This window comes from Pseudomonas sp. Irchel 3A18, assembly GCF_900187465.1.
Classification (GTDB): Bacteria; Pseudomonadota; Gammaproteobacteria; order Pseudomonadales; family Pseudomonadaceae; genus Aquipseudomonas; species Aquipseudomonas cichorii.
This window is the reverse complement of sequence record NZ_FYDI01000006.1, coordinates 356,733-369,510: the sequence shown is the minus strand read 5'-3', so window position 1 is coordinate 369,510 and position 12,778 is coordinate 356,733. Positions and strand designations below refer to the sequence as shown.

The following is a 12,778-nucleotide window of genomic DNA, read 5'->3' as shown; positions in this document are numbered from 1 at the left end:
TGTCCCCTGACTGATCGGCATTACACCGCAGGAGCGAATTCATTCGCGAAGAGCCCTGGTAAATCGCCAGGAAGGTCTGCTCAATACAACGCTGCAAACAACTTGCGACGGTAGGTCGTCACCAGCGGATGGTCATTGCCCAGCAGGTCGAATACTTGCAGCAGCGTCTTGTGCGGCAGGCCTTCGGCGTAATTGCGGTTGCGGATGAACAGTTTGAGCATGCCTTCCAGCGCCGCCTCATATTGCTGGCGAGACAATTGCTGGACGGCCAGTTGATGTGATGCTTCATCATCCAGCGGATTCTGCGCCAGACGGGTTTTCAGCTCTGCAGCATCCGGCAGCGTGGCTGCTTCGGCCAGGAACGTCAGTTGCGCCTTCGCGCCCGCAAGTTCGGCCTTATGGGCGTCGCTCTTGACCGCATCCAGCACGGTGCGTGCTTCGCCCAACTCGCCACGCTCAGCCAGGCAGCGCGCATACAGAATCAGTGCCGAGGCATTGGTATTGTCTTCGCCCAGCAGCACCTTGAGCACTGCTTCGGCATCGGAGAAACGGCTTTCGGCGAACAGCGCCTGAGCCTGTTGCAGCGGATCGGCTGCTGGCGGAGGCGGCATGACCACATGCTGTTCGAGAATCTTGCGGATTTCCGACTCGGGCTGCGCGCCGGCAAAACCATCCACCGGCTGGCCATCCTTGAACAGCACCACGGTCGGCAGGCTGCGGATACCGAAGCGAGCGACGATTTCCTGTTCGATATCGCAGTTGACCTTGGCCAGCAGCAATTCACCCTGATAGCTCGCCGTGATCTGTTCCAGCAACGGCATCAGCACTTTGCAAGGCGCACACCACTCGGCCCAGAAGTCCACCAGCACGGGCTGATCGAATGACTTGTCGATCACCAACTGGTCGAAGTTCGCTGCGGTTGTCTCGAAGATGTAAGAAGTGTCCTGGCTCATTGCGTGTCTCGCAAAATCTGAATGCCGCCAACTATAAAGGCCTCAAGGCATTGCTGAAAGCGGCGAGTATCAAGGCAAGACCTACGGTGACGCTTCAGCGTCGGGCGTGATATAGACTGACGTCGCGAAACTCGTGGGGCTCTGCCAGATCCGGAAGGGTATGGGCATGCAGCATCGCCAGGCGTTGATAGGCGACATGCCTGAAGTCGCGGACCCGTGAGTCCGCAACCAGTGCCTCACGGCCACGGCTGAGAAATTGATCCAGCAACGGCAGGTTGGCGCGGTCATACAAGACATCCGCAACCAGAATCAGGTCGAAACGATCGGCTTCGGCAAAGAAGTCTGCCGAGTAACCGAGTTGCACATCATTGAGTTCGGCATTGGCCCGGCAGGCCGCCAGCGCCAGCGGGTCCAGATCGCATGCGACCACTTCGGCGGCACCGGCCCTGACAGCGGCAATGCCTGCAACACCGGAGCCCGCCCCGAAATCCAGTACACGCTTGCCTGCGACCCAATGCGGGTGCTCGGCCAGAAAGTGTGCCAACGCCAGGCCGCTGGCCCAGCAGAAACTCCAGTAAGGCGGCTCTTCCAGAATGCGGCGTGTCTCGTCAGGGCTGAAGGCGCGGTCCATGTTGTCGGCGTCTATCAGCCACAGTTTCAGCTCGGTGCCCGGTAGCGCAGTGGCGACCAGTCGGGCGTCGCCAAGCAACTGGCTCAGCGACTGCTGAAGGGCTGGCGGTGCAGTCATGGCGCGCTGACGAACTGTAACTGTCCCAATGCCTGAGTGGTGGGTTGCTCGATACGCAACGACGGCAGATGCAGGATCAACTGGCCTGATTTGCTGGCACGTCCGCGCAACTCGACCCGCTGGCCTACCGGGAAGGCTTCCGGGTTGAAGCGCAACTGAAAGGGCAGCGACTGGCCGTTGCCTTGCAGCTTGGTGCTGGTCAGCAGTTTTTGCGGGCGGCCACGCTCGTCGATCACCAGCACCGCCAGTTCGACTTCTGCATTGGCAGGTACACCCAAGAGCTGCCCGCTCAGTTCCCGTTGATGAGGCAACAACGGGCCAGGGCCTGCAGGAACCTTGGGCGCTGCCACTGCGGGTTTGGCCGGAGCCGGTTGTGGGGCTTCAGTGCTGCTGCAGGCGCTCAGCAGGCCGATGAGCCCGAGCAAGGCGATGGGGCGTAACGTCATGAACGGCTCCAACAAAAACAAAATACAAAGGGCTGATAAAAAGGCCGTGGTGCAGTATTACCGAATGCAGGCAGTTTCACATCGCCTTGATGCACTTTTATAACGCATTAACGGTGTGCAGCCGTGTTCGTATGCTGCCGGAGTCTTGTCTTGCCAGCGGGATGCGCTACCATGGCGCTCCCCATTTTTTGTTGCCTGCCACCATGCACTGTCCCTTCTGCGGTGCCAATGACACCAAAGTCATCGACTCACGCCTTGTTGCCGAAGGCGAACAGGTACGTCGCCGTCGCGAGTGCCTGGCTTGCGGCGAGCGTTTCACGACCTTTGAAACCGCCGAGCTGGTCCTGCCCCGCCTGATCAAGCAGGACGGTAGCCGACAGCCCTTCGACGAAGAAAAGTTGCGGGCCGGCATGCAGCGGGCTCTTGAAAAACGCCCTGTGAGCGTCGAGCGCCTTGAGGCTGCCCTTGTGCACATCAAGCACAAGCTGCGCGCAACTGGCGAGCGTGAAGTCAAATCCCTGGTGGTGGGTGAGCTGGTCATGACCGAGCTGCAAAAGCTCGATGAAGTGGCCTATATCCGTTTTGCTTCGGTCTATCGACGCTTCCAGGATCTCAACGAGTTTCGTGAGGAAATCGAGCGTCTTGCTCGTGAGCCGGGTAAAGAATGAGTACAGCGTTGACTGAGCAAGGCGCTCTGGACGTCCATTACATGGCCCGTGCGCTGGAACTGGCGCGCAAAGGCATCTATTCCGCTCATCCCAATCCCCGTGTCGGCTGCGTGATCGTGCATGACGGCCAGATCGTGGGCGAGGGCTGGCATGCGCGGGCGGGCGAGCCCCATGCCGAAGTGCATGCCTTGCGTCAGGCGGGCGACAAGGCCCGTGGTGCAACCGCTTACGTCACCCTCGAACCCTGCAGCCACCATGGTCGTACGCCGCCTTGTGCCGATGCGCTGATCAATGTCGGGGTCGCCCGGGTTGTGGCTGCCATGCAGGACCCCAATCCGGAAGTGGCCGGTCGCGGTCTGCTGCGCTTGATGAGCGCTGGCATCGCGGTTCAGTGCGGTGTGCTGGAGGCTGAAGCCCGTGCGCTGAACAAGGGCTTCCTCAAGCGAATGGAAAAAGGCCTGCCTTATGTGCGGGTCAAACTGGCCATGAGCCTGGATGGTCGCACGGCCATGGCCAGCGGTGAAAGCCAGTGGATCACGGGTCCTGAGGCCCGCTCCGCCGTGCAACGGCTGCGAGCGCAGTCGAGTGTGGTGCTGACGGGCGCCGATACGGTATTGGCCGACAAGGCGCGGCTGACTGTGCGCCCTGACGAGCTGGGCCTGAATGCAGAGCTGAGTGCCTTGGCTGCCACGCGCCCGCCCTTGCGGGTCTTGATCGACAGTCGTCTGCGAGTGCCGCTGGATGCACCGTTCTTCAAGGCCGGCAGCGCTCTCGTTGCGACCCGCGCCGCAGCGTCGGCACGTAGCCGTTATCACGAGGAAGGCCATGAAATGCTGGCCCTGGCCAACAACGATGGCCATGTTGACCTGCGCAAGTTGCTGGTCGAGCTTGCGGCACGTGGCGTCAATGACGTGCTGGTCGAAGCGGGGCCGCGTCTGGCCGGAGCTTTCACCCGCCTGGGGTTGGTCGACGAATATCAGATTTTCATCGCGGGCAAGTTCATGGGCTCCACGGCCCGCCCGCTGCTCGACCTGCCGCTGGCACAAATGAGCGAAGCCCTGGAGCTGAAGATTGTAGAAATGCGCGCAGTCGGCAATGACTGGCGAGTCATCGCTCTCCCTGTTCCGGCTCAGGGCGTATAATTCCCGGCTTTCGCTTAGCGCGCAGCCCTTGTTCTCCCGGAGGACCCATGTTTACCGGCATTATCGAATCCATCGGCAGCATCCGCGCCCTGACTCCCAAAGGCGGCGATGTCCGCGTTTACGTGGAAACCGGCAAGCTCGATCTGAGTGACGTCAAACTGGGCGACAGCATCGCGGTCAATGGCGTCTGCCTGACAGCCGTTGAACTGCCTGGCGACGGTTTCTGGGCTGACGTCAGTCGTGAAACCCTGACCGTTACCGCGTTTGTCGACCTGAAGGCCGGCAGCCGGGTCAACCTGGAAAAGGCCCTGACCCCGACTTCGCGTCTGGGCGGCCATCTGGTCAGCGGCCATGTCGATGGCGTGGGCGAAATCGTATCCCGTGAAGATAACGCCCGTGCGATCCAGTTTCGCGTGCGCGCTCCCCGCGAACTGGCCAAGTACATCGCTCATAAAGGTTCGATCACCGTCGACGGCACCAGCCTGACCGTCAACTCGGTCAATGGCGCCGAATTCGAGCTGACCATCGTGCCGCACACCCTCGTCGAGACCATCATGGCCGACTACCGCCCGGGCCGTAAGGTCAATCTCGAGGTGGATCTGCTGGCGCGCTATCTGGAGCGCCTGCTGTTGGGTGACAAGGCTGCCGAGCCCGGCCATGGCGGGATCACCGAAAGCTTTCTGGCCGAGAACGGCTACCTCAAATCCTGAATTGAAGGGGGTGCCGAGTGGCGCTCAACACGATCGAAGAACTGGTTGAAGACATCCGCCAGGGCAAGATGGTCATCCTGATGGATGATGAAGACCGCGAGAACGAAGGCGACCTGATCATGGCCGCCGAATGCGTCAAAGCCGAACACATCAACTTCATGGCCAAGTACGCCCGTGGCCTGATTTGCATGCCCATGACCCGCGAGCGTTGTGAAACCCTCAAACTGCCGCTGATGGCGCCGCGTAACGGTTCGGGTTTCGGCACCAAGTTCACGGTGTCCATCGAAGCTGCCGAAGGCGTGACCACCGGCATCTCCGCCGCTGACCGTGCCCGCACCGTGCAGGCGGCGGCTGCAAAGGATGCCAAGGCTGAAGATATCGTCAGCCCTGGTCATATCTTCCCGTTGATGGCACAGGCAGGCGGAACCCTGTCCCGTGCCGGTCACACGGAAGCAGCATGCGATCTGGCGCGCATGGCCGGTTTCGAGCCGAGCGGCGTGATCTGCGAAGTGATGAACGACGACGGCACCATGTCTCGTCGCGCCGAGCTCGAAGCCTTTGCCCTGGAACACGACATCAAGATCGGCACCATTGCCGACCTGATTCACTATCGGATGATCCACGAACGTACCGTTCAGCGGATTGCCGAGCAGCCAATGGACAGCGAGCTGGGTCATTTCAACCTGGTGACCTACCGCGATTCCGTTGAAGGCGACGTCCACCTGGCGCTGACCCTGGGCAATATATGTGCAGAAGAACCGACCCTGGTTCGTGTGCACAACATGGATCCGCTGCGCGACCTGCTGATGGTCAGACAGCCGGGTCGCTGGAGCCTGCGGGCCGCGATGTCTGCGGTTTCCGAGGCAGGCAGCGGTGTGGTTCTGTTGCTTGGTCACCCGCTCGATGGCGATGTTCTGCTGGCCCATATCCGGGAAAAAGCCGGGCAACAGGTCATCAAGACACCGACCACATACAGCACGGTTGGCGCCGGTTCCCAGATCCTTCGTGACCTCGGCGTGCGCAAAATGCGCCTGATGAGTTCACCAATGAAGTTCAATGCGATATCCGGTTTCGATCTGGAAGTTGTAGAATACGTGCCCTCCGAATAAATACCGGCAGGTCGTTGCGTGCTGACGCTTGTGTTTTGCATGTTCCGGCCCGGCAGTTCCGATTCGTGGCCTACAATCCCTGAAAGTCCGCCCCAATGCGGGCTTGCTCTTTAATACGAGACTCACCCCAATGACCTTGAAGACCATCGAAGGTACCTTCATCGCCCCACAAGGCCGCTATGCCTTGGTAGTTGGCCGTTTCAACAGCTTCGTCGTGGAAAGTCTGGTGAGCGGCGCTGTCGATGCGCTGGTTCGCCATGGCGTGAGCGAAAGCGACATCACCATCATCCGCGCGCCGGGTGCTTTCGAGATTCCTCTGGTTGTGCAGAAAGTTGCCCAACGCAAAGAGTTCTCGGCCATCGTCGCCCTGGGCGCAGTGATCCGTGGCGGTACTCCGCACTTTGAATACGTGGCTGGCGAATGCGTCAAAGGCCTGGCTCAGGTTTCCATGGACGCAGGCATTCCAGTCGCTTTCGGCGTACTGACTGTCGACTCCATCGAGCAAGCCATCGAGCGCTCCGGCACCAAGGCCGGTAATAAAGGCGCTGAAGCTGCACTGTCTGCCATTGAAATGGTCAGTCTGCTGTCGCAGTTGGAGGCCAAGTGATTTCCGACGATAGCGATCAGTTCAACCCGCGTGACGCCCAGTCTCCCGAGGCAGCCAAAGGCAAGAGCGCCAAACGTCGCGAAGCGCGTCAGCTCGCGACCCAGGCGCTGTACCAGTGGCACATGGCAGGTCATTCGTTGAACGAAATCGAAGCGCAGTTTCGCGTCGACAACGATTTCAGTAACGTCGACAGCGCTTACTTCCGCGAGTTGCTGCATGGCGTTGCCACCAACAAGACCGAAATCGATGTCGCACTCAAGCCTTGCCTTGACCTGACCGTCGAAGAGCTGGACCCGGTCGAGCTGGCGGTATTGCGCCTGTCCACGTTCGAACTGCTCAAGCGCATCGACGTGCCTTATCGCGTTGTGATCAACGAAGGCATCGAGCTGGCAAAAGTCTACGGTTCCACTGACGGCCACAAGTTCGTCAATGGCGTGCTGGACAAGCTGGCGCCGCGTCTGCGCGAAGCTGAAGTGAAGGCCCACAAGCGCTGATTGGCGCCTGGACTTCACATGGGTGAATTCGAGCTGATCCGCAATTACTTCGCTGCCGCGCCCTGTGCGCAGGACGGCGAAGGCGTTGCACTTGGCATCGGCGACGACTGCGCGCTGCTGGCGTTAACGCCCGGCGAGCAGTTGGCGATTTCCACCGATACGCTGGTTGCCGGGGTGCACTTCCCCCACGCCTGCGACCCCTTTCTGCTTGGCCAGCGCGCCCTGGCGGTTTCCGCCAGCGATCTGGCTGCCATGGGGGCCCGCCCTGTGGCCTTCACACTTGCCCTTACCTTGCCTCAGGTTGAAGCCGCCTGGTTGCAGGCCTTTGCCGAAGGCTTGAACCTGATGGCGCAGGTGTGTTCGTTGCGTCTGGTGGGCGGCGATACCACGCGTGGGCCATTGAGCCTGACGCTGACAGTATTCGGTGCCGTACCTGCCGGTCAGGCTTTGACTCGCAGCGGTGCCCGCGAAGGCGATTTGCTGTGCGTCGGCGGAGCCTTGGGCGATGCGGCGGCAGCTTTGCCGCTGGTACTGAATCAGCGCAGCGCCGAGCCTTCTATTGCCGAACCCTTGCTTGCTCGTTACTGGTCGCCACAGCCGCAACTGGCGCTGGGGCAAGCGTTGCGTGGCAAGGCTACGGCTGCGCTGGATATTTCCGATGGTTTGCTCGCGGACTGTGGGCACATTGCCCGGTCGTCGGCTGTGCGCCTGCTGGTCGAGCGGGACAAGCTGCCAATGTCTGCGCCCTTGCTACAGTTGTTTGATCTGCCTGCTGCACAGCAGGCGGCGCTCAGTGGTGGCGATGATTATCTGCTGGCCTTCACGCTGCCGCCCGAGCAACTGACCGGCCTGCTCGATGCTGGCTGGCCGGTGCATGTGATCGGGCGAGTGGTTGAAGGGCAGGGCGTTGCGTTGCTGGATGCCGACGGGCAAGACATCACGCCTGCCGCGCTGGGCTATCAGCATTTTCGGAGTGAAGTGTGAAAGACAACCCCGAACAGGTTTCAGCCGAGTTTGTACCACCTTCGGTCTGGACCAACCCCTGGCATTTTCTCGCCTTCGGTTTTGGTTCGGGCACGTTGCCCAAGGCGCCCGGAACCTGGGGTTCTATCGTTGCCGTGCCATTTATCCCTTTGTGGCAGATGCTGCCGGACTGGGGTTACTGGCTCATGCTGGGTGTCACCATGTTGTTTGGCTTCTGGCTGTGCGGCAAGGTGGCGGATGATCTGGGCGTGCACGACCATGAAGGCATCGTCTGGGACGAAATGGTCGGGATGTGGATTACCCTCTGGCTGGTACCTGAAGGCTGGGCATGGTTGCTGGTGGGTTTTCTGGTGTTCCGCTTTTTCGACATCCTCAAGCCATGGCCCATTCGCTGGCTGGACAGGCATGTTCACGGTGGCTTCGGCATCATGATCGATGATGTGCTGGCCGGTGTATTTGCCTGGTTTTCCATGCAGGGACTGGTCTGGGCCTGGGGATTGATCTAGCTTTTTGATATTAATCGGTAAGAATTCAGCCTAAGCGTCCCCAGGAACGTGCTGTTACAATCGGATCTTGCGAATTCTCAGTCTTCTACTACCAGGAGCACACGGTGCCCGTCGTATTTGTTGCTGCCTCCAAGCTGCCTACCCCTTTTGCAGAATTCACCATGAACGGCTTTTTCGAGCAGGAAACCGGGCGCGAGCACGTTGTTCTGAGCCTGGGTGATATTGCCGATGGCGCTCCTGTTCTTGGGCGGGTGCATTCCGAATGCCTGACCGGCGATGCCTTGTTCAGCCAGCGTTGCGACTGCGGCTCGCAACTTGAAGCCGCACTGCGCGCCATTGCCATCGAAGGTCGTGGTGTTCTGCTGTATCTGCGTCAGGAAGGTCGCGGCATTGGCCTGATGAACAAGATCCGCGCCTACGAATTGCAGGACGGCGGCGCCGATACCGTCGAAGCCAACGAGCGTCTGGGCTTTGCGGCCGACCAGCGTGATTACGCGATCTGCCTGCCGATGCTGCAACACCTGAAGGTCGGTTCCCTGCGCCTGATGACCAACAACCCGCGCAAGGTCAAAGCCTTGACCGACATGGGCATCAAGGTGGCCGAGCGCGTGCCGCTGCACACCGGCCACAACCCGCACAACAAACTGTACCTGGCGACAAAGGCCGGCAAGCTGGGCCACATGATGGGCAATGAGCACCAAAGTGAGGTCGATCCGGCGTGAATCGCAACAATGTGCGCAGACGGATGGCGCTGGCCTGGTGGCAGCAACTGGGCCTGAGTCTTGCGCCATTGTTGGTGGTCTGCATCTTTCTGGATGCGGGCGAAGTCCTGATTCATGTACTGGCAATGCCGTTGTTCATCGCCGGTGTTGCTTCGATGTTCCTTAGCCTCAAGCCTTTCGGCGCTTTCAAGCGTGCCTTGATCGCCACTCAGGCGGCACTCGATACACCTGAAGAAACCGCCGCCTGGCTCAAACTGGCCGCCACTCGCCGCATTGCCTTCCTGTTTGCCGGGATTCCGGCCTGGATCGCCGCAGGTGCCCTGTTCATCGGGCTTGAACCGGTGCCGGTATTTCTGCTCGCGCTCTCCACCGTGGCGCTGTTCTACCTGTATCGCATCCCGCCGCAACTGGGATAAATCTCAGGTACAAAAAAGGCGCTCACTGAGCGCCTTTTTGCTTTTGCCGGTTCAGCTTCAGTCAATCAACGCCAATCGTGCCTTGATCGCCGCTTCGATACCGTCTGCATCCAGACCACACTCGGCCAGCATCTGCGCCGGTTTGGCGTGTTCGACATAGATGTCCGGCAAGCCGAGATGCAGCACCGACTTGAGGATATTCTCCCGCGCCAGGAACTCGCTGACCGCCGCGCCCGCGCCACCCATGATGGCGTTTTCTTCAAGGGTGACCAGCAGATCATGGCTGGCTGCCGTTTCCCGGATCAGGGCTTCGTCCAGTGGCTTGACGAAGCGCATGTCGATCACCGTGGCATCGCTTTTTTCCGCGACTTCCAGCGCATCGGCCAGTTGCACGCCAAACACCAGCATGGCAACGCGCTTGCCTTGACGACGCACCACGCCCTTACCGATTTCGATAGGTTGCAGGCCGTTGTCGATCACTGCATTCGGGCCGGTGCCACGCGGGTAGCGCACCGCTGCCGGGCCAACATACAGGTAACCGGTGTTGAGCATCTGACGCAGCTCGTTTTCGTCGCTCGGTGTCATCACCAGCATGCCGGGAATGCAGCGCAGATAAGACAGATCGAAGCTGCCCGCGTGAGTCGGGCCGTCTTCACCCACCAGACCGGCGCGGTCGATGGCGAACAGCACGTCGAGGTTTTGCACCGCCACGTCATGCACCAGTTGGTCATAACCGCGCTGCAGGAAGGTGGAGTAGATCGCGACCACCGGTTTGCTGCCTTCACAGGCCATGCCGGCGGCAAGTGTCACCGCGTGCTGCTCGGCAATCGCCACGTCGAAGTAGCGACTCGGGAAACGCTCGCTGAACTCCACCAGATCTGAGCCTTCTTTCATGGCTGGGGTAATCCCCACCAGCCGTGAATCAGCCTTGGCCATGTCACAGATCCACTGACCGAACACGCCCGAATACTTGGGCCCGCTGGCTTTTTTCGGCGCGGCGGGGGCATTCAGCGGGTCGAGCTTGGTGATGGCGTGATAGCCGATAGGGTCGACTTCGGCTGGCGCGAAGCCTTTGCCTTTCTTGGTCACGACATGCAGGAACTGCGGGCCCTTGAGGTCACGCATGTTACGCAGGGTGGCGATCAGGGTTGGCAGGTCGTGACCATCGATAGGGCCGATGTAGTTCCAGCCCAGTTCTTCAAACAGGGTGCCGGGTACCAGCATGCCCTTGGCGTACTCTTCAGTGCGGCGGGCGATTTCCCAGGCACCGGGCAGGCGGGAAAGCACTTTCTTGCTGCCTTCACGCATGCTGGTGTAAGTGCGACTGGAAAGAATCTTGGCCAGATAGTTCGACAGTCCGCCGACGTTGCGTGAGATCGACATATCGTTGTCGTTGAGGATCACCAGCATGTCAGCGGCAACTTCCGGCGCGTGGTTCAGCGCCTCGAAAGCCATGCCAGCGGTCAGTGCGCCGTCGCCGATGACCGCGATGGACTTGCGGTCACTGCCTTGCAGACGGGCGGCAATCGCCATGCCCAGCGCAGCACTGATGGAGGTGCTGGAGTGCCCGACGCCAAAGGTGTCGTACTCGCTCTCGCTGCGACGCGGGAACGCGGCAATGCCGTCCTTCTGGCGCAGAGTGGTCATGCGCTGGCGGCGGCCGGTGAGGATTTTGTGCGGATAGGCCTGATGACCGACATCCCAGACCAGACGGTCATCCGGGGTATCGAACACGTAATGCAGGGCGATGGTCAGCTCGATGACGCCAAGGCCTGCACCGAAGTGCCCGCCGGTCTGGCCAACGGAATAGAGCAACTCCAGGCGCAGTTCATCGGCCAGGGTTTCCAGCTCGGCTTCACCCAGGCGGCGCAGGCCGTCCGGTGTATCTGCACGGTCGAGCAGCGGCGTAACCGGGCGCTCGCGGGGAATCTCTTTGAACGTCGTGGGCATCAGGCGAATCGTTATAAGTAAAAGAGGCGGCAGTTTACCTTATGCATCGCAAGCTGCCCATGAAGTGCATCTGCAGATACGCAGGAGTCATGAATCAGACCTGATCGAGCGTCGTTGATTCATCAGGTCTGACGTTCGGTTGCTATGTCAGTTGCGGCGTTCGACGATGTAACGCGCCAGCTCCCGCAACGGCTCTGCGGCTGAGTCAAATGGCCGCAGCGCGTTCAGCGCCTGATCGCGAAGTTCCAGCGCATAGGCCTTGGCCGGTTCCAGGCCAAGCAACGCGGGATAAGTCGGTTTGTCACGGGCAATATCGGCACCCTGGCGCTTGCCCAGAGTAGCGGTATCGCTTTCAACGTCGAGAATGTCGTCCTGTACCTGAAAGGCTAGACCAATAGCGCGAGCATAGACCTGCAGTGCGTCGAGTCGGGCTTGATCGGCATGACCGCTGGCCAGCGCGCCGAGCCTGACACTGGCTTCGATCAGTGCACCGGTCTTGTGCCGGTGCATGAACGCCAGTGCGGCTTGATCGAGCTTCAAGCCTACCGACCCCAAGTCAATGGCTTGCCCGCCCACCATGCCTGCCGGGCCAGCGGCCTGCGCCAGGGCGCTGACCATCTGCAAGCGGGTTTCGGCATCACGTGAGCTCAGGCGCGGATCGAGCAGAGCGGTAAACGCCAGGCTTTGCAGGCCGTCGCCCGCGAGGATCGCACAGGCTTCATCAAAGGCTTTATGGGTGGTGGGCTGGCCGCGACGCAGGTCGTCATCGTCCATGGCCGGCAGATCATCATGCACCAGTGAATAGGCATGGATCAGCTCGACTGCGCAGGCGGCGCCATTGGCATCCTCGGCAACACCGCCCAGCGCTTCACAGGCTGCATAAGCCAGTAACGGACGTACCCGCTTACCACCGTTCATCACGCTATAGCGCATGGCGGCATAAAGCCGGGTCAGCTCCGGGCTTGGCGCTTCAAACAGACCATCAAGTGCCGCGTTGACGCGAGCCTGGCTTTGGGCCTGATAGCTCGCGATCATTCGGGTTGATCCGCTTCAAAGGGCTCTTCGGCCAGTTCGCCGTCGCGCTCCAGCAATACCTGCACCTTCTGCTCGGCCTGGGCCAGGGCATTCTGACAGTCACGTGTGAGGCGCACGCCTTGCTCGAAAGCGGTCAATGAGTCTTCCAACGACAGCTCACCATTCTCCAGACGCTCAACCAGCGTTTGCAGATCGGTAAGGGATTGTTCGAAATCCAGTGCAGCTTTCTTGCGGGCCATGGCGGCATTCCCGGTGAAGATTAAACCGCCGCGACACTAGCAGAGCCGG

16 protein-coding genes are annotated in these 12,778 nt (G+C 60.4%); 10 read left to right on the top strand and 6 right to left on the bottom strand.

What is annotated here, in order from left to right; translation table 11 throughout:
* Positions 1-80: 80 nt before the first annotated feature.
* From trxA to CKW23_RS14955, 3 genes are all read right to left on the bottom strand, one after another.
* Positions 81-953, bottom strand: coding sequence for a thioredoxin (trxA, locus tag CKW23_RS14965; protein ID WP_095067793.1), 873 nt, complete (start codon positions 951-953; stop codon positions 81-83).
* Positions 954-1,047: 94 nt separating this feature from the next.
* Positions 1,048-1,701, bottom strand: a complete 654-nt coding sequence (locus CKW23_RS14960; RefSeq protein ID WP_025262020.1) for a methyltransferase — start codon at positions 1,699-1,701, stop codon at positions 1,048-1,050.
* Positions 1,698-2,147 (bottom strand): YbaY family lipoprotein, encoded by a 450-nt coding sequence (locus CKW23_RS14955; protein ID WP_025262019.1) that lies wholly within the window; start codon positions 2,145-2,147, stop codon positions 1,698-1,700. Before CKW23_RS14955 ends, CKW23_RS14960 begins: the two co-directional genes overlap by 4 nt.
* 203 nt (positions 2,148-2,350) lie before the next feature.
* Between CKW23_RS14955 and nrdR the strand changes: the two genes are divergently transcribed.
* The 10 genes from nrdR (at position 2,351) to CKW23_RS14905 (ending at position 9,505) form a co-directional block, all read left to right on the top strand.
* A complete protein-coding gene (nrdR, locus tag CKW23_RS14950) occupies positions 2,351-2,815 on the top strand; it encodes a transcriptional regulator NrdR (RefSeq protein WP_025262018.1) in 465 nt (154 codons plus the stop codon).
* Entirely contained in the window at positions 2,812-3,957 is a 1,146-nt protein-coding gene (gene ribD / locus CKW23_RS14945; RefSeq protein ID WP_038400048.1) for a bifunctional diaminohydroxyphosphoribosylaminopyrimidine deaminase/5-amino-6-(5-phosphoribosylamino)uracil reductase RibD, read from the top strand. The genes nrdR and ribD overlap by 4 nt, the downstream gene beginning before the upstream one ends.
* Positions 3,958-4,004: 47 nt before the next feature.
* Positions 4,005-4,667, top strand: coding sequence for a riboflavin synthase (locus CKW23_RS14940; RefSeq protein WP_025262016.1), 663 nt, complete (start codon positions 4,005-4,007; stop codon positions 4,665-4,667).
* A gap of 17 nt (positions 4,668-4,684) precedes the next feature.
* Positions 4,685-5,776 carry a bifunctional 3,4-dihydroxy-2-butanone-4-phosphate synthase/GTP cyclohydrolase II gene (ribBA, locus tag CKW23_RS14935; RefSeq protein WP_025262015.1) on the top strand — a complete coding sequence of 364 codons (1,092 nt, stop codon included), beginning with the start codon at positions 4,685-4,687 and terminating at the stop codon, positions 5,774-5,776.
* Between the two features lie 130 nt (positions 5,777-5,906).
* Entirely contained in the window at positions 5,907-6,383 is a 477-nt protein-coding gene (gene ribE / locus CKW23_RS14930) for a 6,7-dimethyl-8-ribityllumazine synthase (RefSeq protein WP_025262014.1), read from the top strand.
* Complete coding sequence (gene nusB / locus CKW23_RS14925) at positions 6,380-6,877, top strand: transcription antitermination factor NusB (RefSeq protein ID WP_025262013.1); 498 nt, start codon at positions 6,380-6,382, stop codon at positions 6,875-6,877. Before ribE ends, nusB begins: the two co-directional genes overlap by 4 nt.
* Positions 6,878-6,895: 18 nt before the next feature.
* The gene (thiL, locus tag CKW23_RS14920) at positions 6,896-7,861 is read left to right on the top strand and encodes a thiamine-phosphate kinase (RefSeq protein ID WP_025262012.1); all 966 of its coding nucleotides are present in this window, start codon (positions 6,896-6,898) and stop codon (positions 7,859-7,861) included.
* Positions 7,858-8,367, top strand: coding sequence for a phosphatidylglycerophosphatase A (locus CKW23_RS14915; protein ID WP_025262011.1), 510 nt, complete (start codon positions 7,858-7,860; stop codon positions 8,365-8,367). The genes thiL and CKW23_RS14915 overlap by 4 nt, the downstream gene beginning before the upstream one ends.
* A 104-nt stretch (positions 8,368-8,471) precedes the next feature.
* Entirely contained in the window at positions 8,472-9,089 is a 618-nt protein-coding gene (ribA, locus tag CKW23_RS14910) for a GTP cyclohydrolase II (RefSeq protein ID WP_025262010.1), read from the top strand.
* Positions 9,086-9,505, top strand: a complete 420-nt coding sequence (locus CKW23_RS14905; protein WP_095067792.1) for an MFS transporter — start codon at positions 9,086-9,088, stop codon at positions 9,503-9,505. The genes ribA and CKW23_RS14905 overlap by 4 nt, the downstream gene beginning before the upstream one ends.
* 57 nt (positions 9,506-9,562) lie before the next feature.
* Here the strand turns inward: CKW23_RS14905 and dxs are convergent, their stop codons facing one another.
* The 3 genes from dxs to CKW23_RS14890 all read right to left on the bottom strand — a co-directional run bounded on the left by dxs (position 9,563) and on the right by CKW23_RS14890 (position 12,729).
* Positions 9,563-11,455: a 1-deoxy-D-xylulose-5-phosphate synthase gene (gene dxs / locus CKW23_RS14900; protein ID WP_025262008.1), complete on the bottom strand. Its 1,893-nt coding sequence runs from the start codon at positions 11,453-11,455 to the stop codon at positions 9,563-9,565.
* A 147-nt stretch (positions 11,456-11,602) separates the two neighbouring features.
* Entirely contained in the window at positions 11,603-12,490 is an 888-nt protein-coding gene (locus CKW23_RS14895; protein WP_025262007.1) for a polyprenyl synthetase family protein, read from the bottom strand.
* On the bottom strand, positions 12,487-12,729 hold the full coding sequence (locus CKW23_RS14890) for an exodeoxyribonuclease VII small subunit (RefSeq protein WP_025262006.1): 243 nt from the start codon (positions 12,727-12,729) through the stop codon (positions 12,487-12,489). Before CKW23_RS14890 ends, CKW23_RS14895 begins: the two co-directional genes overlap by 4 nt.
* Between the last annotated feature and the right edge of the window lie 49 nt (positions 12,730-12,778).